Source organism: Erythrobacter sp. NAP1, from assembly GCF_000152865.1.
In the GTDB taxonomy this organism is placed as follows: domain Bacteria; phylum Pseudomonadota; class Alphaproteobacteria; order Sphingomonadales; family Sphingomonadaceae; genus Erythrobacter.
In genome coordinates, this window is the sequence record NZ_CH672390.1 from 2,055,404 (window position 1) to 2,073,295 (window position 17,892).

Here is a 17,892-nt window from a genome sequence, read left to right on the forward strand (position 1 = left end):
ATGCCAAGCTTTCGTCTCCCCGTCCTCTTGATCGGAACTTCCAGCCTCGCCGCTCTGGTTGCAGCGCCGCTGGCTGCGGAAAGCGCTCTTCCCCAGGAACGCCAATCGGAAGATGCCGAGGAACGCGCATCCTACGTACCGGCAGCAAATGAGGTTGGTCAGCCAGCCTCCAGCGATCGTTTCGCGCTATTCGTCCCGACCGACGAACCGGTACGCCACCGCATCGACTTCGAGAATTACGACTTCATCTTAAAGAACATTGTCGTCTCGATGGGGCCGAGCATCCGGCAGCTTCCCTTCCGTCGTCCCGAAGCGGTCGGTACGCGGATTCGTCAGGGGCACAAGTCACCCTATCGGCTCGAAGGCAGCCAAGTGATGTTTCTGTTCATGGAGAACGATGCGAAAGCTGCGTTTAGCGACTATCGGCGTGAACTCGAAGGGATTACCAACACGCTCGACATTGCCAGCCTGCCGCGCAACGAACAGCTCGCCTTCTGGTTCAACTTCCACAACATCGCGATGCTCGAACAGCTCGCCAACAATTGGCCCACCCGCGAACCGGCGGAGATCGAGATCGATGGCGTGCCGCTCAACGATGCCAAGTGGCTGACCGTGCGCGGTATCCCGATCAGCCTGCGCGATATTCGCGAAAACATCGTCTTCGCCAACTGGAAGAGCCCGAAGGTGATCTATGGCTTCTGGCGCGGCGAAATTGGCGGTCCGGCGCTTGAACGCGAAGCTTTCACCGCAGCCAATGTGAACTCGCTTCTCGATATCGCAGCGGAGGACTTCATCAACTCGCTGCGCGGTACGCAAAAGCGCGGCGACCGGCTCGATGTCTCGACTCTGTATGACGAAACGCGCGCGTTCTACTTCCCCGATTTCGAGACCGATGTGCGCGCGCACCTATCGTCCTATGCGAATGAAGAAGTGAGCGAGATTCTTTCCAAAACCAGCATGGTGAACGCCTCGATCCGCGATCGCACCATCGCGGATCTTTCGGGCGGAGCGCGCTTTGCGAACTATCTGTTCAATTCGACCGAAGGCAATCCGATGTTCTACGACGATGCGCCGTCCAGCCGGGTACCGATCCCGCTGTGGCTGCATCTCAACGATCGCCAGCGCAAACTTGAGGGCATGGCGCGCGACGATATTCCGACAGGCCGCGTGATCTTCTCCAATATTGACCTGCCGGGCGATCCGCCGAATAAGAACGCGGTCGAATAAGGACGCTCTTTAATGAATAAATTCCGCAAAGCCGCCGCTCTCGGCGTCTCTTCTCTTGCGCTTCTAGGCGCGCCGCTTTCGGCTGCGCAGGAAGGCGCTGTTAATGCCTCGGTCCAGTCGGGCGGGGAGCGCGCGGACCCCTTTGCCAAATTCGTGCCCACGACCGATCCGATCCGCCACCGGATCGACTACGAAATCTGGGATTTCGCGCTCAAGAACATCGTCATCTCGATGGGGCCTTCCACTAGGTCGCGGCCCTATGCCGAAGTCCCGCCAGTGGGCACGCGCATCCGCCAGGGGCACAATTCGCGGTACCGCCTCGAAGGTTCGATGGTTTCCTTCTCCAGCTTCCAGACCGAGACCATCGAAAGCTTTGCCGAGTATCGCCGCGACCTCGAAAGCGTCGGCGACAAGCTCGATATCTCCACCCTTCCGCGCAACGAACAGCTCGCCTTCTGGATCAACCTCCACAATGTCGCGTTGATGGAGAAGATTGCGGCCGAATGGCCCGTGCGCCAGCCGCACCGGATCGAAGTGGACGGCGTACTGCTCGATAGCGCGAAGTTCATCACGGTTGCCGGCGTTTCGATGAGCCTCAAGGACATCCGAGAGCGGATCGTCTTTGCCAACTGGAAGAGCCCGAAAGTCATCTACGGCTTCTGGCGCGGCGAGATCGGCGGCCCGGCGCTTGAGCGCATGGCTTACACCGGCAACAATGTCGGCTCGCTTCTCGACGTGGCGGCAGAAGACTTCGTCAACTCGCTTCGCGGCACTCAGAAGCGCGGCGACCAGCTCAATGTCTCGCGGCTCTACACCGAAGCGGCTCCCTTTTACTTCCCGGATTTTGAGAACGACCTGCGCGCGCATCTGGCCGAATATGCCAATGAGGAAGTCGCAGAGATCCTCGCCGAAACCGGCGTAATCCGCGCTTCGATAGCGGAGCAGGATATCGCCGATCTGGCAGGCGGATCGCGCGGGGCAAACTATCTCAACGGGTCATCGAGTGGCAGCCGCCCAGGTATTCCTCCAGGCGCGGCGCTTCTGCTGGTTCAGCGCGAGCGCAAGCTAGAGGTGCTGCGCCGCGAAGATGCGCCTACCGGCCGCGTGATCTTCTCCAATATCGACCTGCCCGGCGATCCGCCGAACAAGAACGCGGTCGAGTAGGTGAGCTAGGTCATGGGCCTGATGACCTAGGCCGCGCGCGTTCATTCTGGGTGCATCGATTCAGGCTAAACTCCTGATTCTCGGACGCAAACTGTCAGGTGGAGACACTTTATGTTCAATTCCACGCAATACCGCTTCGCCGCGGCTCTTTTTGTTACAAGCGGCCTCACCCTGCCGCTCGCTGCCGAGAGTACGACCTTTGTGTCGCCCGCTCAAAATCAGGCAGACGCCTCCTCTGTGGACGCCCAATCCGAGCTAGCCCGCTTCGCTCCGCAGTCCGAACTGCGCGAGCATCGTATCGATTACGAACATTGGGACGAGGCGCTCGAATGGCTCGTGGTGCCAATGGGTCCCTCAATCCGCGAAACTGCGCCGCGCGTCGATCCGCGCACTGGCACTCGCCGCACTTACGGCCACGAATCGCGCCTTCGCCTCGAAGGCAACCGGCTCGCATTTTCCTACATCACCCCTGACATCAGGCAGGCGATCAGCGACTATCGGGCCGATCTTGAGCGGGTCGGCTCCGAGCTCGATATCTCAAGCCTGCCGCGCAACGAGCAGCTCGCCTACTGGCTGAACCTGCACAATGTCGCGATGGTTGAGGCGCTTTCGGGCGAGTATCCGATGGTCAAGCCAGATGACCGCACGTTCGGTCCGAACGAGACCGCGCTCGACGATGCCAAACTGGTGACGGTCGCCGGCGTGCCGCTGTCGCCGCGTGATATCCGGGAAGGCATTGTCTACCCCAACTGGCGCGATCCGAAGGTCATCTATGGCTTCTGGCGCGGTATCCTGGGGGGGCCATCGATCCAGCGGCTTGCCTTCAACGGCGCGAATGTCGACCCGCTCCTTGCTCTTTCGGCTGAGGACTTCGTCAATTCGCTTCGTGGTGTTGAGCGCTGGGGCGGCGCCTTGCGCGTGAGCCCAATATACGAGGAAGCCAAGCGCTTCTATTTCGAGGACAGCGAATATTTGCGCGCGCACTTGTCGCAATATGCACGTGACGAAGTGCGCGAGCTGGTGAGCGAGACCACAGAGGTCGCATACCGACCGCTCGAAACGGACCTCGCTGATCTTTCGCGCGGTGAGCGTGAGCCGTCTTACACCAACCTTTGCGTCCAGCCCCCGGGCATGAATGGCGGTCAGCCCCCCGTCGTCGATGTCGCGAACTGCGCGACCACCCTCACCCGTACCAATCCCGCCATTCAAAGGCTGATGGCAGAGCGTGCCGAGAAGCTCGAGCGGGCGCGGCGTGCCGGTATTCGCACCGGTATGGTGATCTTCGGCGATGGCCGATACGCCGAAGGCGAAGCGCCGCCCGAAGTCGAATAGTTTTTCGCCTGATCCTCGGCGGCCCCGCGCAACGTGACATGCTTTGCGCGGGGCTGTTTCGTTTGCCCACATGATCCTGCCGAAAGCCCGCCTCAAACCGGTTGCAAGTGCAACCAGTGCGCGATAACTCCCGTTCAAAGGGCCGAGGGGAGAGGCGCTTCTGCGGAGGTTAGAAGCGGGTGCCCCGTTCGTCCTGCCAATCGGCTCCTGCCTTCCTGGGAGCGCTTTTTTAGGAAGGACGCTGCGCCATGACTGACGCAATTGACGCCACCGACACGCCCACCCCTCGCCGCAAGCCCAAGCCAGAGCGCACCGAGATCGCAGGCCGCCCGCTGAAGCCATCCACGCTGATGATGGGCCATGGCTATGACCCTGAGCTGTCGGAAGGCTCGCTCAAGGCGCCGATCTTCCTCACCTCGACCTTCGCATTCCCCAGCGCCGCCGACGGCAAGCGCCACTTCGAAGGCATCACCGGCAAGCGCCCGGGCGGCGCGGAGGGCCTCGTCTATTCGCGTTTCAATGGACCGAACCAGGAAATCCTCGAGGACCGGCTCGCGATCTGGGACGGCGCGGAAGATGCGCTGACATTTTCCAGCGGCATGACCGCGATCTGCATCCTGATGATGGCCTATGTCAGCCAGGGCGACGTGATCGTCCACTCGGGCCCGCTTTACGCCGCGTCCGAAGGCTTCGTTGCGAAAGTGCTTGCGAAGTTCGGCGTCACCTATGTCGACTTCCCCGCAGGCGCGTCGCCTGAAGAAATCGAGGAAGTGATAGAAAAGGCAAAGTGCCAGGCTGGCGAGAATGGCGGCCAGGTTGCGATGATCTACCTCGAAAGCCCGGGTAATCCGACCAATGCACTCGTCGATATCGAAGCAGTGAAGGCTGCGCGCGACAAGGTGCTGGGCAAGCCCTGCCCGATCGCAATCGACAACACGTTCCTTGGGCCATTGTGGCAGCGTCCGCTCGACCACGGCGCGGATATCGTTGCCTATTCGCTGACCAAATATGTCGGTGGCCATTCCGACCTCGTCGCAGGCTCGATTGCGGGCGCGAAAAAGTGGATGGACCCGGTGCGCGCGCTGCGCAACACGATGGGCGGCATCGTCGATCCAAACACCGCATGGATGCTCCTGCGCAGCCTCGAGACGGTCGAACTTCGCATGCAGCGTGCCGGAGAGAACGCGGCCAAGGTCTGCGCATTCCTCAAAGATCACCCCAAGGTCGAAGGCCTCGGCTATCTCGGCATGATCGAGGATGAGCGCCAGCAGGACATCTACGACCGGCATTGCCTGGGTGCAGGCTCGACCTTCAGCGTTTTCCTGAAAGGCGGCGAGGCGGAGTGCTTCCGCTTCCTCGACAACCTCACCATCGCCAAGCTCGCAGTCAGCCTTGGCGGGACCGAGACGCTTGCGAGCCACCCGGCTTCGATGACTCACCTGTCTGTGCCGCATGCGCGCCGCCAGATGCTCGGCATTTCCGATAGCCTGGTGCGCATCAGCATCGGGATCGAGGACGCAGACGACCTCATCGCCGACTTCGAACAGGCGCTTGAGAAAGTCTGACTGTCAGACTAAGCTTTCCCGTGAAAGTACGGGAGAGCTTCACATGAGTAAGTTTGAAAAGGTCTGTCTCGTGCTTGGCGCAGGCGCGGGGATCGGGGGGCATGTCGCCGCCCGCTTCGCACGTGAAGGGTATCACGCGGTCCTCGCACGCCGATCTGACGAGGAAGGTCTGGGCCGGCTTGTCAGCGCCATCGAGAGCGGCGGCGGCAGCGCCACCGGAATGATGGTCGATGCAAGCGAGGACGGCTCTATCGAGGACATGGTCGCCCGGATCGAGAGCGATATCGGGCCGATCGATACCGCGCTTTATAATCTGGGCGCGCAGATCGGGAACCGGCGCTTGCTGGATACGCCGCACAGGACGTTCGAGCTGGGTTGGCGGCTAGGGTGCTTCGGGCTGTTCCGGCTCGCTCACGCGATGTTCCCGGCGATGCTTGAGCGAGGTGGTGGGACGCTGCTTGTCACCTCGGCTACGGCAGCCGTGCGGGGCAATGCGGGGCAACACAGCCACGCCGCCGCGATGGGCGGTCGCCGGATGCTGTGCCAGACGATGAACGCTGAATTCGGGCCGCAGGGCATTCACGTTGCGCATGTAGTCGTCGACGGATCGGTCGATGCGCCTGACACGCTCGGCAAGCTGCTTGGCGACAAGTTCGATGCCTACAAGGCGTCAAAGGGCGAAGATGGCGTGCTCGACCCTGCGAACCTTGCCGACACTTACTGGCATCTCGCGCAGCAGCCTAGAAACTGCTGGACCCACGAAATCGATGTGCGTCCCTGGACCGACACACCGTGGTGGAACGACAATCCGCCAGCCGCGATCAACACCTCTGCACGCGACGGCAAGGCCGCGTTCGGAGGCGAGAAGGACTAAGCTTCGATCAGGATTGACCGTAAGCCTGCTTTTTCAGGTTGCCTCAGACTGGCCTAGGCTCAGCGGCAGGGAGCACGTTCGTCCTATCGGCCTTTTGAGACAGGAGAAACGACCTCGCCAGGCCATCCCATATTGGACAGCCCGTTCTCAAATCGCCAGTCGGCTACCCTCTTCGCACGCGCTTCCAGCAGCTCGATTGCGAGACTGCGCTCGCGCAGCGAGCCAGAGCGATCGACCTTCATTGCGGCGAGCTGGTGATCGAACAGAAACTGGTTCATCGGCATCTCGGTGCACCCTTGCAAGAGGGAAGGAAGCGTGAGCCGGGAGGATGATTGCCCCCCGGCCCTGCGTTGTTGTCAGCCCTGCTGTTTGCTGGCCTGATTCTTCTGGTTCTGGCCGTCGCCCTGCTGGTGTTGCAGGTTCACGGCGGACTTCTTGCCGCCATCGACTTCCTTCGGTTCGTAGCTGTAACGCTGATCGACCTTCGGGACCTGACCTTCCTGTTGAAGGTCGGCCTTCTTGAACCTGAGCACGTCGCCGCCTTTCTCTGCGGTGATCGAGCCTGCGCCCATGCTACTGTCGTAGCTCTTGATTTTGCCAAAGTGTGCCATGTGTCATTCCTTCATACGAGTTTGCAGCGCGCCAGAATTGACCCGGCTGCGACTATGAGGCGGAACTGAAGGAAAGGGCTTTCGATGTAGAAAGCGATTACCGTCGATTACGACTGGTAGCTGATTAGTAGATGGCCATGCCGGGCCATGAATACAACAGCCGCCATCGCATTATATATTTGTGTGAACCAAGTCTGCGGTAAACGCCCGGTTTCGGGTAGGGCGGCCTAACCTTTCCACTCGCGTCGCTCTTCGGCAGCGCGCAGGACTTCATAAGCGACCTGGAGCTTCTGAAACTCCTGAGCGGCCTCCTCGTCTCCCGGTTTCACGTCAGGGTGCACCAGCTTGGCCTTGGCGCGGTAGGCTTTTTTGATCGCCGAAAAATCGGCATCCGCCTCCAGCTCCAGCACATCGAGCGCGCGCATCTCATCTGCCGAGCGCGACCCATCGCCTGATCCGGTCCAGCCGTAATGCGAAGCCTCGGCATAGCCCGCGCTCTCGGCGCGCTCGGCCTTGGCGCGTTCTTCCTTCTGCTCCTTGTCGAGCCCTTCGAAATAGTCCCAGCCCTTGTTGTATTCAGCGGCGTGGGCCTGGCAGAAATACCAGCGGTCGGGACTGTTGGGTGACTTGGGCGCGGGACAGTCACCCGGCTCATCGCAGCCATGCCGGTCGCAGATGCGCACATTGGTTGTCTCGCGCGACGAGCCGTAGCCACGCCAGCGCGGGAAGCCCCAGTCATTCGAGCGACGCGCCTTAGGCATGGCAGAAAGCGATTGGGCTGGGCTCGCGTGAGCAAATGTCGTTGGTCGGATAGATCACGCGCCTAACCTAGGGTCGGTGGCGCAGATTGCAAAGATGTGGAACCAGTTGCGATGTGAAATGTTGCATTGCAACTAAGCGTTCACTTCTTCGCTGCATATCGCAGCACTCAATCAGGACACGATGAGCCAGCAACTGACCATATCCAGTCTGTTTTCAGCCCTCGCGCTGGTCTGCCTCGCGCTTGTCGCGCGGGTCGGAGCGGACCGCGACGTGCAGATCAGCGCTGCCGGTCCCGTGGCTCAGGTCATCTCTACAAGCTCAAGCGCGAAGTAAGCGCTCCAACGCAAAAGCAAACGCCCGCCCCTCCCTATCGGGAGAGACGGGCGCATGGTTCGTGATTATCGCGATCAGTTGATGATGATGCTCGCGGCGCGGCGGTTCTGCGACCAGGCCGCAGGCGTTGAGGCAAGCGCGACAGGGCGCTCCTTGCCGTAGCTGACCGTGCGGATGCGGTTCGGCGACACGCCCAGGCTGACGAGGTAATTCTTCGCCGCATTGGCGCGCCGCTCACCAAGAGCAAGGTTGTATTCGCGCGTGCCGCGTTCATCGCAGTGGCCTTCGATGGTGAAGGTCAGCTGCGGGAAGCGTGCGAAGTACTGCGCCTGCGCCTGAAGCGCGGCAGCATCGGTGCTGTCGATGTTGAAGCGGTCGGTGTCAAAATAGATGACGCTCGACGATCCGACTGCGGCCTCGAAGTGACCCTGAGTGCCGGGAACGGGGCCAGTCGGAGCGGTCGGAGCCGGCGCCGGCGCCGGGGTCGGGGTCGAGACCGGTGCGGGTGGAAGCTCTTCGGGAGCCTTCTTCGAACACGCGCCCAGCGCGAGAGCCGAGGTCATCAGGGCAACGGTGGCCGCTTTGGAAATGGAGAAAGTCATATCGGTGATCTCCTGTCTTTGAACCGGGCGGCAGAGCGCGCCGGTCAGGTTTAACCTTGTAAGTTGGTGAGGATAAAACGCAATCAGGGCCGAATAGGTCCCCATGCGGGATCCGACGCGTCCACCGGCGTCGGCAATCTCCTTTCGTTGCGACCCGTAAGGTCGACCTGCCATAGCGAGGACCGTCCCGCGTCGCGGGTGGTCCGGAAAAACTGGATGATTCGGCCATTGGGCGCCCATGTCGGGGCCTCGTCCTGCCAACCGTTAGTGAGGACGCGCAAGCTGCCCCCTGATGGCGTCATGACGGCAACGTTGAAGTCGCCTGCAATGCGCGTGAAGGCGATCTGGTCGCCGCGCGGGCTCCATTCGGGCGTCGCGCAGCGGCCTCCGAAAAAGGTGATCCGGCGCTGGTTGGAACCGTCCGCATCCATGACATAGCATTGCTGCGTGCCCGAACGGTCGCTCTCGAACACGATCCGACGACCATCGGGCGAATAAGAGCCGCCAATGTCGATCCCCGGCGTATCGGTCAGCCGCTCGCTGCGACCGCCCGTGACAGGCACGCGGTAGATGTCCGTGTTGCCCGCAACGGCCATCGAATAGAGGATATGGCGCCCATCGGGCGACCAGCGCGGCGCAAGCGTCGGATTCTGGTTTTCGGTCACCAGCGTCTGCTGACCGCTGCCAATATCATAGACATAGATGCGCGGGTTCCCGTCGACATAGGACAGGTAGAGGATCTTCGAATAATCGGGCGAATAGCGCGGGGTGAGCGCGGTTGCGCTGCCGAGGGTGAGGAAGCGGTGGTTCGCGCCGTCGCTGTCCATCACCGCGAGGCGCTTGACCCGGTTATCCTTGGGCCCGGTTTCCGCGATATAGGCGATGCGGCTGTCGAAGAACGGGCTCTCCCCCGTCAGACGTGCATAGATAAGGTCAGAGCATTTGTGTGCCGCGCGGCGCCAGTCTGCAGGCCTCACAACCCAGCCTTCGCGGATGAGTTCGTCCTGAAGCGCGACGTCGTAGAGGTAGCAGCCCACCACCAGCCGATCGTCACCACGCGCGCGGACATAGCCGTGCACCAGCATCTCCGCCCCGCGCCCGGTCCAGCTCGACCAGCTGGGAGCAGTGATCTGCTGAAAGCGCGGTTCGGGGAGGCTGTCGGGACCGGTCGGCTTGAACAGGCCATTGTTGCGAAGGTTCGCGGTGATGACGCGCGCGATCTCGCGGCCAAGCGCTGCGGTGCCATCGCTGTTCGCAGGCGTCGGACGGTTGGAGTCGGTCGCGAAAGACGGGATCGCGATACCGAGATCCTGCCAGTCGCTTTCGTCGGTCACGGTACCGCGCAGCGGGCCGAGTTCCTCGCCGTCACCGCCCTCGATCGCGATATCCTCGACCTCGCCGCCTTCACCAAGCGGTTCGCCAAGGTCCTGATTCTGAGCGGTCGCTATCGACGCGGACGTGGCCATCAGGCCGGCGAGTAGGGTGACGAAAATCTTGGTCTTCATGGGGTCAGAGCCTTCTGTTGAATTCCCATTCGAGGTCTTTCCAGCGATTGTAGAATTGCTCGGGCAAGTTGAAAGGGGCGGCAAGCTGGACCGCGCGAATTGCGCGTTCGCAGTGCAGGCCCGCCTGTGGTCGGTTGCTGTCGGTGACGCTGCTCGACACGTTGCGGCAACGCGGGCGGCCTTTGAGGCTGCCGTCTTCGTTGAGTTGCCAAGTGACCACCGACTCCAGCAATTCCGCTTCAACGCCTGACGGCGCGTTCCAATGCGGACGAAGCTGGCGGGTGATCGCCGATGCCAATGCGGCCCGTTCGGCGCGGCCAAATGCTGCTGCCGGGGCGCTCGTCGCGTCGGTCTGAGTCGAGCTGCCCTGCCCTTCGAGGAAGTTGTCGCCGATGCGGCTGCCGCCTGCGGGCTGCTCGGCGCGGCGCTGTGAGGGTTGCTGGCGCGTTTCCTCTGGACGGCGACGGTCGCGGGTGTCGGGCGGCGCTTGTGTGCGTGGCTGAGTGCGAGACTGCGGGCGCGGCGGGGTTGGCGGCGCGGTTTCCTCGGCAGGCTCGGACGAAGCCTCCTGAGGCGGAGAAGGCACATCAGTAAGCGTCGGCGCAATCGCCGCGCGGCTTTCGGGCGTTGGATTGGGCGCTGTCGATTCAAGGCTAACCTCGGTCGCGAGACTTACCGCGACGCGTTGAGGTGGGGCGAAGGGTTCAGGCGCGAACAGGACCTGCGCGGCAAGCAACGCGACCAGCGCGCCGTGCAGCACGATCGCGGCGATCAGCCCGATCCTGTCTTCTCTCCTGAACGTGCTCTCTCCCATCTCTGCCACTCGCTATGGGGGAGTAACTGAACCGTCGGTGACCAGCGATATCGAGGTGAAGCCGGCGCGGCCCAGTTCCCCCATCACTGCCATCACCCGGCCATAGTCGAGGCTGCGATCGCCGCGCAGGACAATCGTCGGAAGCTCGCCCGCAGCGTTGCGGTCAAGCGTGGCCAGCGCGTCGGGCAGAGCGCCCGTGGGCACGGCATTATCGCCGATATAGACGCGGCCTTCGCTGTCGATGCTGATAGTCACCTGCTCGGGTGCTTCCTCGACCGCGTTAGCCCTGCTTTCCGGCAGTTCGATCGGCACGCCCACGGCGGGAAGCGTCACCGTCACCATGAAGATGATGAGCAGCACCAACATCACGTCGACGAGCGGCGTGACGTTGATCTCCGCCATGGCCGCGCGCTTTCCGCGCTTCCCTCGGCGTTTGCCGGGAGTGGTGAGGCCCATCGCCATTTATGCGCGGTCCAGCTCGCGGCTGAGGCCTGCGTGAACCTTGTCGGCAAAGCGTTGCAGCTTTGCCTCGTACTGGTTCACCGAATTCGAGAAGCGGTTGTAAGCGATCACCGCCGGAATAGCGGCGAACAGGCCGATGGCGGTGGCGAACAATGCCTCTGCGATGCCCGGCGCGACCACGGCGAGCGAGGCCGATTGCTGCGCACCGATCTGGAAGAAGCTGTTCATGATGCCCCACACGGTCCCGAACAGGCCCACAAAGGGCGCGACCGATCCGGTGGTGGCAAGGAAGTTCAGCTTGCCCGCGAGATCGTCTGCCTCTTCGGCAACCTGGCTCTCCATCGCAGCACCGATCCGCTGGCGAGCGGCGGGGCGATCGGGTGCCCCGCCCTTGGTCGACCGGCGCCATTCGTCCAAACCAGCGCCCGCAACGCGCGCCGAGGGAACCTTGGCGCGGCGCTGCTTGGTCAGCACGGCTTCTCGGTCGCGGGTGTCCCAGAACTCGGCCTCGTATTCGCGCGAGGCGGAGTTGAGCTTGCCGATGCGCAGCAGGAACGAAACGATGATCGCCCAGGTCCAGATGCTGGCGAGGATCAGGCCGATCATCACCGCCTGCACCACGATGTCGGCTTCCAGAAACAGCTCGATCGGATCGAGCCGCGTCGGCCCAAGAGAGGTCACCCCAGCCTCGGCAAGTCCGGCGCTCAACAGGTCAATCAGCACTCTCTAGCTATCCTCTCGTGTCATGAAGGTCTTGAACGCGGCGCGCCACTCGGCAGGCTGGCGTTTGGGCCGGCCTTCGAGCGAGATGAACCCGACGCGCAAGGTTGCTTCGCACAGGTCTTCGTCTCCGCGCCGCGCCACTTGGTGCATCCGGCAGCTTGCCGCGCCAAGCTCGGTGCAGGTGGTGGTGATCACCACGTCGTCATCGAGCTTTGCGGGCCGCAGATATTTGAGATGTATTTCGGAAACCGCATAGGCCCCGCCAACGCCTGCGCCGTCCGCCCCAGCCTCGATCTCGGCGCGCTGGTCGATGCCGAGCATGCGCAACAGATCGCTGCGAGCACGCTCGAACCAACGCAGATAATTGGCGTGATAGGTGATGCCCGACAGGTCGGTATCCTCGTAATAGACGCGCACCGCATAAAGGTGCTGCGAACCATCGATGACGCCGCCCGGAGGAGTTGGTTTTACCATGTTGCAAAGCCACCTAGCGCAGCGGAGATTCGCTGGAAAGGTGCGTTTGTCGCTGGCCGCATGAACGGGGACGAAACGAATCTCAGCTGCGGTGAGGTGTTAGCCCTTTTTCCAGATCATCGGCCCCAATGGCTGGCCGCCGAAGATATGGACATGCAGGTGCGGGACTTCCTGCCCGCCATGCGCGCCGATATTCGCCATGAGGCGATAGCCGGGTTCGACGAGCCCCTTCATCCGTGCGACTTCGCCGACCGCGCGGATGAAACCGGCGATCTCGTCGGCGCTCGCCTTGGCGCTGAAATCGTCCCAGCTGACATACTTGCCCTTCGGGATCACCAGCGTGTGAATCTCCGCCTGTGGGTTGATATCCTCGAACGCGAAAGCCCACTCATCCTCGTAGACCTTGTTTGACGGGATTTCCCCGCGCAGGATTTTCGCGAAGATGTTGTCGTCGTCGTAAGGCAGCGTCGGGTCGATCGGCATGAATTACTCCGTGCTACTAGAATCAGGGGCGTGAAGCTTTTTCCTCGAGCCCCGAAAGCCCTTCGCGCCGGTCGAGTTCGGCAAGGACGTGGTCGAGGCTGACGCCCTTGGCCTGAAGCAGGACGAGCAGATGGAAGATGAGGTCGGCGCTTTCGCTGACCAGTTCCTCGTTCGAGCCGGAGACCGCCGCGATCACCGCTTCGGTCGCTTCCTCGCCGAGCTTCTGCGCGATCTTGGGCAGGCCTTTGGCGTTGAGCTTCGCGACGTAGCTGGTCTCGGGCGAGGCAGCACGGCGCTGCGCGATGGTCTTTTCGAGGCGTTCGAGGGTTTCCATGGACGCGAGGTCTCGCTCAAACGCCGCGCGCAGGCAAGCCTGCATCGCGCAGGGCCTTGTGCGCCTCGGCAATCGAGTGGGTGCCAAAGTGAAAGATCGAGGCGGCCAGAACCGCGCTCGCATGCCCTTCGCGTACCCCTTCGACGAGGTGTCCGAGATTGCCCACGCCGCCGCTCGCGACCACCGGAATGCTCACTGCATCGGCAATGGTGCGGGTGAGTTCGAGGTCGTACCCGGCCTGCGTCCCATCGCCGTCCATGCTGGTTACGAGCAATTCGCCAGCGCCAAGCTCGGCGACTTTCTTCGCATATTCGACCGCGTCAATGCCGGTGGCCTCACGCCCACCATGGGTGAAGATTTCCCACTTGGGCCCTTGTTCTGGTGCTTCACCCTGCACCGGGATTTCGGGCGCGACGCGGCGCGCATCGACGCTGGCAACGACGCATTGGCTGCCGAACTTCGCCGCGATCTCGCTCACCAGTTCAGGCCGCGCGACCGCCGCTGAGTTGATTGCAACCTTGTCCGCGCCCGCGAGCAGCAGCGCACGCGCGTCCTCGACGCTGCGAACCCCGCCTCCGACGGTAAGTGGCATGAAGCAGACCTCTGCGGTGCGCTTGACGATATCGAGCAGTGTCCCGCGCCCTTCATGGCTGGCCGAGATGTCGAGAAAGCACAGCTCGTCCGCACCCGCCTCGTCATAGGCGCGCGCCTGTTCGACCGGGTCGCCTGCGTCCTTCAGATCGACGAAATTGACACCCTTCACCACACGCCCATCGGCGACGTCGAGGCAGGGGATGACGCGGATGCGGACGGTCACGCCCGCGCTCCCATCTGGATTGCTGCCGCGAGGTCCAGCTTGCCCTCGTAGAGAGCACGTCCGGTGATGACGCCCTCGATCCCGTTATGCGCGTTGAGGCTGAGGACGTGAATGTCATCGAGGCCCTTCACCCCGCCGCTCGCAATCACGGGAATGTCGACCCGCTGCGCTAGGTCGACGGTCGCGTCGATATTCACGCCCTTGAGCAGCCCGTCGCGCCCAATATCAGTGAAGAGAAGCGAAGCGACGCCCGCATCCTCGAACCGGCGCGCGAGGTCGACCACGGGCACGTCGGACACTTCCGCCCAGCCCTCGGTCGCGACCATGCCGTCTTTCGCGTCAACCGCGACGACGATGCCGCCTTCCCATTCGCGCGCCATTTCTCGCACGAACTCGGGGTCCTTGAGCGCAGCCGAACCCATCACCACGCGCGCAACACCGAGGTCGAACCAGCCCTCGACTGCCTTGGCATCGCGGATGCCGCCACCTAACTGCACGTAGCCGGGAAAGCGCTCGACGATGGCTTTGACCGCCTCGATGTTGCGGCCCTCGCCAGCAAAGCTTCCGTCGAGATCGACCACGTGGAGGTGCTCGGCCCCTGCTTCGGCGAAGATCATGGCTTGGGCTGCCGGATCATCGCCGTAGATCGTGGCGCGGTCCATGTCGCCTTCGGCAAGGCGCACGACTTCGCCGCCCTTGAGGTCGATGGCTGGGAATACAATCAAGGCCGCCACTCCAGGAAACGTTCGAGGGTCGCCAGACCATAGGCCTGGCTCTTTTCGGGGTGGAATTGCACCCCGGCGATATTCGCGCGGCTGACCGCTGCCACAAGGCCTTCGCCGTGGTCGGTCAAAGCCGCGACGTGATACGGGTCCTCGGAAACGAAGTGGTAGGAGTGGAGAAAATAGGCCTCCCCCTCCTCAATCACCTGATGGCCGCGCGCATGAGGCATGATCGCAACGTCGTTCCAGCCCATGTGAGGCACCTTGATCGCCGGGTCGTGCGGCTCGATCAGGCGCACTTCGCCCGGAATCCAGCCAAGGCCTTCATGCGTGCCATATTCGAGCCCGCGATCTGCAAGCAATTGCATGCCGACGCAGATGCCGAGGAACGGCGCACCGCCGATCTCGACCCGCTCATGCAGCGCATCGACCATGCCCGGCACGGCCTTCAACCCATCGGCACACGCCTTGAACGCGCCCACTCCGGGAAGCACGATGCGGTCGGCTGCGCGCACGACGCTGGCATCGGCGGTAACTTTGACATTCGCCCCCACCGCCTTGAGCGCATTGTAAACCGAATGCAGATTGCCCGCGCCGTAATCGACGAGAGCGACAACCTCAGCCACCGAGCTGCCCTTTCGTACTGGGAATAGCGCCGCCCTTGCGCGGGTCGCGCTCGACCGCGATGCGCATCGCGCGGGCAAAGCCCTTGTAGAGGCTTTCGCAGATGTGGTGGTTGTTGGTGCCGTAAAGCAGCTCGCAGTGGAGCGTCAGACCAGCCGACTGCGCGACCGAGTGGAACCAATGCTCGATCAGCTCAGTGTCCCATTCGCCCAGCTTTTCCTGGCTGAACTGTGCTTTCCATACGAGATAAGGCCGGCCCGAAATGTCGAGCGACACGCGGCTCAGCGTCTCATCCATAGGAGAATAGGCGCTGCCATACCGCCCGATCCCGGCCTTGTCGCCAAGCGCATCGGTGAGCGCCTGACCCAGCGCAATCGCAGAATCCTCGGTCGTGTGGTGCTGGTCGACATGCAGGTCGCCTTCGACCTTCATCGTCACGTCGATGAGCGAATGCTTCGAGAATTGCTCAACCATGTGATCGAGAAAACCGATTCCCGTCGAAACGTCATAAGTGCCTGTTCCGTCGAGGTTCACCGCGATCTCGATCGAGGTCTCTGCGGTTTTCCGCTCAACTTTTCCGGTTCTTGGCTGGTCAGTCATGGCGCGCGCTATAGGCTTCTCGTCGGGGTGTGCAAACGGGTGATTGGCATAATTGCATACAATCGCTCACGAAACGCTTGACCCGCGCCGCGAGGCTCGCCACGCTTTGTATCGTGATGACCGAAGACACACCCGATAGCCTGATCCCGTATGACGAGATCGTTCAGGAGGCGCTGCGCGCCGTGGTTGGGCGTGTGCTCGGAGAGATCGAGCGTGGGGGCAGCGAACTGCCCGGCAACCATCATTTCTACATCACTTTCAAGACCGGGGCGAGCGGCGTTTCGATTCCCGCTCACCTGCGCGAACGTTTCCCGGACGAAATGACCATCGTCCTGCAGAACAAGTTCTGGGACCTCGAAGTGCGCGAGGACGGCTTTACCGTTGGCCTTTCTTTCAACCAGATCCCGGCCAAGCTCGAGATTCCCTTTGCCGCGATCACGGCCTTCGTCGATCCGGCGGTGGATTTCGGCCTTCAATTCCAGGCATCGGTCAGTGAACTTGCTCCTGAAGAGCACGAAGACGCTGAAAACGACGCCGAAGTGCTGGTTCAGGGCGATCCCGATGATGGCGGCGATGGCTCGAACGTCGTGACCGTCGATTTCGGGCGCAAGAAATAGCAAAGCCTCACCTGATCTGGTGCATTTACACGCGCTGGAAACCATCTGCGGCTATCCTTGTTGATAAGGTATGAGCGAAAAACGATCCCGCAGAGCGCGTGACTACGCCCGCGACAAGGCCAGCAAACTCAAGGATGAGGCGCTGGGCAGGGATAGTGTTGCGCGCGAACTTGTCCGGCCAAGCGCCGATGCAAAGGCCAATTCCCGCATCCCGGTGCCCAGCACCAATCCGGCCACCAACCTCGTCATCGCAGAGATCATCATGCGCGGGGCATCGACCCTGTTTCGCCAGAACGTCGAACGCCAGGTCGCAAAGGCGAGCTACGGCGATGAAGGCAAGGCCCGCGAAGTTCTCGACGGACGTACCATCGTCACCTCGCTCGCTCTTTACGGCGCGAGCAAGCTTGCCACGCGCTCGCCACTTGGCCTGGGCGTCGTGACCGGCGCGCTGGTTGCAAAGACGCTCTACGACCGAGGCAAGAGCCGCCAGCTGCGCAAACGCCGCGAAGGGGCTGCGAAGCTCACCTCTTCGGAGGAATAGCGGCGAAAGCCCCCTTGATTTGGAGCCGCGATAACGTCAGTGGGCGATATGGGCGACTTCCAAACCATCGACAAACTCGCACGCCGCGGCCTGCTTTTCATCCTGTCCTCGCCATCGGGCGCAGGCAAAACGACGCTTTCGCGCATGCTGCTGGCGAAAGATCCCGAAATCCGACTGTCGATCTCCGCCACCACTCGCCCGCCACGCCCCGGCGAGGAAGACGGCGTGCACTATCACTTCGTGTCCGATGCCGAGTTTGACCGCATGGTCGAGGAGGACGATTTCTACGAGTGGGCGCACGTCTTCGGCCATCGCTACGGCACGCCCAAGGGCCATATTCGCGAGGGGCTGAAACAGGGGCAGGACTACCTGTTCGATATTGACTGGCAGGGCACGCAGCAGCTGAAGCAGAAGGACGACCAGGACGTCGTTACCGTCTTCGTTCTCCCGCCCAGCCTCGATGAACTTCGCCGCCGCCTCGAAGCGCGCGCGCAGGACACAGACGAGGTGATCGACGCTCGCATGGAACGCGCCCGCGCCGAGATCAGCCACTGGGCAGAATACGATTACGTCGTCATCAACGACAATGTCGATGAATGCTTCGCGCGGGTATGCGAAGTGCTCGACGCAGAACGCATGCGCAGGACGCGGCAAACCGGGCTGATCCCGTTTGTGCGGGAGTTGATGGGGTAGGTGGTGCCGGGCT

The 17,892-nt window shown here is 62.2% G+C and carries 24 protein-coding genes; 9 read left to right on the top strand and 15 right to left on the bottom strand.

What is annotated here, in order from left to right:
- From NAP1_RS09675 to NAP1_RS09695, 5 genes are all read left to right on the top strand, one after another.
- Entirely contained in the window at nt 1-1,227 is a 1,227-nt protein-coding gene (locus NAP1_RS09675; protein ID WP_007165103.1) for a DUF547 domain-containing protein, read from the top strand.
- 12 nt (nt 1,228-1,239) lie between these two features.
- Nucleotides 1,240-2,391 carry a DUF547 domain-containing protein gene (locus NAP1_RS09680; protein WP_007165104.1) on the top strand — a complete coding sequence of 384 codons (1,152 nt, stop codon included), beginning with the start codon at nt 1,240-1,242 and terminating at the stop codon, nt 2,389-2,391.
- 111 nt (nt 2,392-2,502) lie between these two features.
- A complete protein-coding gene (locus NAP1_RS09685; protein WP_007165105.1) occupies nt 2,503-3,723 on the top strand; it encodes a DUF547 domain-containing protein in 1,221 nt (406 codons plus the stop codon).
- Between the two features lie 248 nt (nt 3,724-3,971).
- On the top strand, nt 3,972-5,288 hold the full coding sequence (locus tag NAP1_RS09690; protein ID WP_007165106.1) for a cystathionine gamma-synthase family protein: 1,317 nt from the start codon (nt 3,972-3,974) through the stop codon (nt 5,286-5,288).
- Nucleotides 5,289-5,331: 43 nt separating this feature from the next.
- Complete coding sequence (locus NAP1_RS09695; RefSeq protein ID WP_007165107.1) at nt 5,332-6,162, top strand: SDR family NAD(P)-dependent oxidoreductase; 831 nt, start codon at nt 5,332-5,334, stop codon at nt 6,160-6,162.
- A gap of 83 nt (nt 6,163-6,245) precedes the next feature.
- On the opposite strand, the gene NAP1_RS09700 is transcribed toward NAP1_RS09695, so the two are convergent.
- The 3 genes from NAP1_RS09700 to NAP1_RS09710 all read right to left on the bottom strand — a co-directional run bounded on the left by NAP1_RS09700 (nt 6,246) and on the right by NAP1_RS09710 (nt 7,534).
- The gene (locus NAP1_RS09700; RefSeq protein WP_156777241.1) at nt 6,246-6,440 is read right to left on the bottom strand and encodes a hypothetical protein; all 195 of its coding nucleotides are present in this window, start codon (nt 6,438-6,440) and stop codon (nt 6,246-6,248) included.
- Nucleotides 6,441-6,518: 78 nt separating this feature from the next.
- Entirely contained in the window at nt 6,519-6,773 is a 255-nt protein-coding gene (locus NAP1_RS09705) for a hypothetical protein (protein WP_007165109.1), read from the bottom strand.
- A gap of 227 nt (nt 6,774-7,000) precedes the next feature.
- Complete coding sequence (locus tag NAP1_RS09710) at nt 7,001-7,534, bottom strand: J domain-containing protein (RefSeq protein ID WP_007165110.1); 534 nt, start codon at nt 7,532-7,534, stop codon at nt 7,001-7,003.
- Nucleotides 7,535-7,715: 181 nt separating this feature from the next.
- On the opposite strand from NAP1_RS09710, the gene NAP1_RS16480 reads away from it, so the two are divergent.
- The gene (locus NAP1_RS16480; RefSeq protein WP_007165111.1) at nt 7,716-7,868 is read left to right on the top strand and encodes a hypothetical protein; all 153 of its coding nucleotides are present in this window, start codon (nt 7,716-7,718) and stop codon (nt 7,866-7,868) included.
- A gap of 74 nt (nt 7,869-7,942) precedes the next feature.
- Here NAP1_RS16480 and pal read toward each other — a convergent pair whose 3' ends face one another.
- The 12 genes from pal to hisB all read right to left on the bottom strand — a co-directional run bounded on the left by pal (nt 7,943) and on the right by hisB (nt 16,028).
- Nucleotides 7,943-8,470 (bottom strand): peptidoglycan-associated lipoprotein Pal, encoded by a 528-nt coding sequence (gene pal, locus NAP1_RS09715; RefSeq protein WP_156777242.1) that lies wholly within the window; start codon nt 8,468-8,470, stop codon nt 7,943-7,945.
- Nucleotides 8,471-8,553: 83 nt separating this feature from the next.
- Nucleotides 8,554-9,975, bottom strand: a complete 1,422-nt coding sequence (gene tolB / locus NAP1_RS09720) for a Tol-Pal system beta propeller repeat protein TolB (RefSeq protein WP_007165113.1) — start codon at nt 9,973-9,975, stop codon at nt 8,554-8,556.
- 4 nt (nt 9,976-9,979) lie between these two features.
- Nucleotides 9,980-10,789, bottom strand: coding sequence for a hypothetical protein (locus tag NAP1_RS09725; RefSeq protein WP_007165114.1), 810 nt, complete (start codon nt 10,787-10,789; stop codon nt 9,980-9,982).
- 12 nt (nt 10,790-10,801) lie between these two features.
- Nucleotides 10,802-11,251: a biopolymer transporter ExbD gene (locus NAP1_RS09730; protein ID WP_007165115.1), complete on the bottom strand. Its 450-nt coding sequence runs from the start codon at nt 11,249-11,251 to the stop codon at nt 10,802-10,804.
- A complete protein-coding gene (tolQ, locus tag NAP1_RS09735; protein ID WP_007165116.1) occupies nt 11,252-11,974 on the bottom strand; it encodes a protein TolQ in 723 nt (240 codons plus the stop codon).
- 3 nt (nt 11,975-11,977) lie between these two features.
- Nucleotides 11,978-12,448, bottom strand: a complete 471-nt coding sequence (locus NAP1_RS09740) for a YbgC/FadM family acyl-CoA thioesterase (protein WP_007165117.1) — start codon at nt 12,446-12,448, stop codon at nt 11,978-11,980.
- Between the two features lie 99 nt (nt 12,449-12,547).
- Nucleotides 12,548-12,931, bottom strand: coding sequence for a histidine triad nucleotide-binding protein (locus NAP1_RS09745; protein ID WP_007165118.1), 384 nt, complete (start codon nt 12,929-12,931; stop codon nt 12,548-12,550).
- 22 nt (nt 12,932-12,953) lie between these two features.
- Nucleotides 12,954-13,265 (bottom strand): phosphoribosyl-ATP diphosphatase, encoded by a 312-nt coding sequence (locus NAP1_RS09750; RefSeq protein ID WP_007165119.1) that lies wholly within the window; start codon nt 13,263-13,265, stop codon nt 12,954-12,956.
- Nucleotides 13,266-13,281: 16 nt separating this feature from the next.
- A complete protein-coding gene (hisF, locus tag NAP1_RS09755) occupies nt 13,282-14,082 on the bottom strand; it encodes an imidazole glycerol phosphate synthase subunit HisF (protein ID WP_007165120.1) in 801 nt (266 codons plus the stop codon).
- Nucleotides 14,079-14,807, bottom strand: a complete 729-nt coding sequence (gene hisA, locus NAP1_RS09760; RefSeq protein ID WP_040464904.1) for a 1-(5-phosphoribosyl)-5-[(5-phosphoribosylamino)methylideneamino]imidazole-4-carboxamide isomerase — start codon at nt 14,805-14,807, stop codon at nt 14,079-14,081. The genes hisF and hisA overlap by 4 nt, the downstream gene beginning before the upstream one ends.
- Nucleotides 14,804-15,430 carry an imidazole glycerol phosphate synthase subunit HisH gene (hisH, locus tag NAP1_RS09765; RefSeq protein ID WP_007165122.1) on the bottom strand — a complete coding sequence of 209 codons (627 nt, stop codon included), beginning with the start codon at nt 15,428-15,430 and terminating at the stop codon, nt 14,804-14,806. Before hisH ends, hisA begins: the two co-directional genes overlap by 4 nt.
- A complete protein-coding gene (gene hisB, locus NAP1_RS09770; RefSeq protein ID WP_007165123.1) occupies nt 15,423-16,028 on the bottom strand; it encodes an imidazoleglycerol-phosphate dehydratase HisB in 606 nt (201 codons plus the stop codon). The genes hisH and hisB overlap by 8 nt, the downstream gene beginning before the upstream one ends.
- Before the next feature lie 116 nt (nt 16,029-16,144).
- Between hisB and NAP1_RS09775 the strand changes: the two genes are divergently transcribed.
- The 3 genes from NAP1_RS09775 (at nt 16,145) to gmk (ending at nt 17,879) form a co-directional block, all read left to right on the top strand.
- Nucleotides 16,145-16,645 (top strand): SspB family protein, encoded by a 501-nt coding sequence (locus NAP1_RS09775; RefSeq protein ID WP_007165124.1) that lies wholly within the window; start codon nt 16,145-16,147, stop codon nt 16,643-16,645.
- A gap of 70 nt (nt 16,646-16,715) precedes the next feature.
- Nucleotides 16,716-17,186, top strand: coding sequence for a hypothetical protein (locus NAP1_RS09780; RefSeq protein WP_007165125.1), 471 nt, complete (start codon nt 16,716-16,718; stop codon nt 17,184-17,186).
- A 48-nt stretch (nt 17,187-17,234) separates the two neighbouring features.
- Complete coding sequence (gmk, locus tag NAP1_RS09785) at nt 17,235-17,879, top strand: guanylate kinase (protein ID WP_007165126.1); 645 nt, start codon at nt 17,235-17,237, stop codon at nt 17,877-17,879.
- Nucleotides 17,880-17,892: the final 13 nt, after the last annotated feature.

Excerpts from the sequence above, each read along its gene's own strand:
- NAP1_RS09775 (WP_007165124.1), top strand. The coding sequence starts at position 16,145 with ATGACCGAAGACACACCCGATAGCCTGATCCCGTATGACGAGATCGTT.
- NAP1_RS09700 (WP_156777241.1), bottom strand. The coding sequence starts at position 6,440 with ATGAACCAGTTTCTGTTCGATCACCAGCTCGCCGCAATGAAGGTCGAT.
- NAP1_RS16480 (WP_007165111.1), top strand. The coding sequence starts at position 7,716 with ATGAGCCAGCAACTGACCATATCCAGTCTGTTTTCAGCCCTCGCGCTG.
- NAP1_RS09780 (WP_007165125.1), top strand. The coding sequence starts at position 16,716 with ATGAGCGAAAAACGATCCCGCAGAGCGCGTGACTACGCCCGCGACAAG.
- NAP1_RS09695 (WP_007165107.1), top strand. The coding sequence starts at position 5,332 with ATGAGTAAGTTTGAAAAGGTCTGTCTCGTGCTTGGCGCAGGCGCGGGG.
- NAP1_RS09690 (WP_007165106.1), top strand. The coding sequence starts at position 3,972 with ATGACTGACGCAATTGACGCCACCGACACGCCCACCCCTCGCCGCAAG.
- NAP1_RS09705 (WP_007165109.1), bottom strand. The coding sequence starts at position 6,773 with ATGGCACACTTTGGCAAAATCAAGAGCTACGACAGTAGCATGGGCGCA.
- NAP1_RS09745 (WP_007165118.1), bottom strand. The coding sequence starts at position 12,931 with ATGCCGATCGACCCGACGCTGCCTTACGACGACGACAACATCTTCGCG.
- hisB (WP_007165123.1), bottom strand. The coding sequence starts at position 16,028 with ATGACTGACCAGCCAAGAACCGGAAAAGTTGAGCGGAAAACCGCAGAG.
- NAP1_RS09685 (WP_007165105.1), top strand. The coding sequence starts at position 2,503 with ATGTTCAATTCCACGCAATACCGCTTCGCCGCGGCTCTTTTTGTTACA.
- NAP1_RS09750 (WP_007165119.1), bottom strand. The coding sequence starts at position 13,265 with ATGGAAACCCTCGAACGCCTCGAAAAGACCATCGCGCAGCGCCGTGCT.
- NAP1_RS09680 (WP_007165104.1), top strand. The coding sequence starts at position 1,240 with ATGAATAAATTCCGCAAAGCCGCCGCTCTCGGCGTCTCTTCTCTTGCG.
- NAP1_RS09725 (WP_007165114.1), bottom strand. The coding sequence starts at position 10,789 with ATGGGAGAGAGCACGTTCAGGAGAGAAGACAGGATCGGGCTGATCGCC.
- NAP1_RS09675 (WP_007165103.1), top strand. The coding sequence starts at position 1 with ATGCCAAGCTTTCGTCTCCCCGTCCTCTTGATCGGAACTTCCAGCCTC.
- NAP1_RS09740 (WP_007165117.1), bottom strand. The coding sequence starts at position 12,448 with ATGGTAAAACCAACTCCTCCGGGCGGCGTCATCGATGGTTCGCAGCAC.
- NAP1_RS09710 (WP_007165110.1), bottom strand. The coding sequence starts at position 7,534 with ATGCCTAAGGCGCGTCGCTCGAATGACTGGGGCTTCCCGCGCTGGCGT.
- NAP1_RS09730 (WP_007165115.1), bottom strand. The coding sequence starts at position 11,251 with ATGGCGATGGGCCTCACCACTCCCGGCAAACGCCGAGGGAAGCGCGGA.
- pal (WP_156777242.1), bottom strand. The coding sequence starts at position 8,470 with ATGACTTTCTCCATTTCCAAAGCGGCCACCGTTGCCCTGATGACCTCG.
- tolB (WP_007165113.1), bottom strand. The coding sequence starts at position 9,975 with ATGAAGACCAAGATTTTCGTCACCCTACTCGCCGGCCTGATGGCCACG.
- gmk (WP_007165126.1), top strand. The coding sequence starts at position 17,235 with ATGGGCGACTTCCAAACCATCGACAAACTCGCACGCCGCGGCCTGCTT.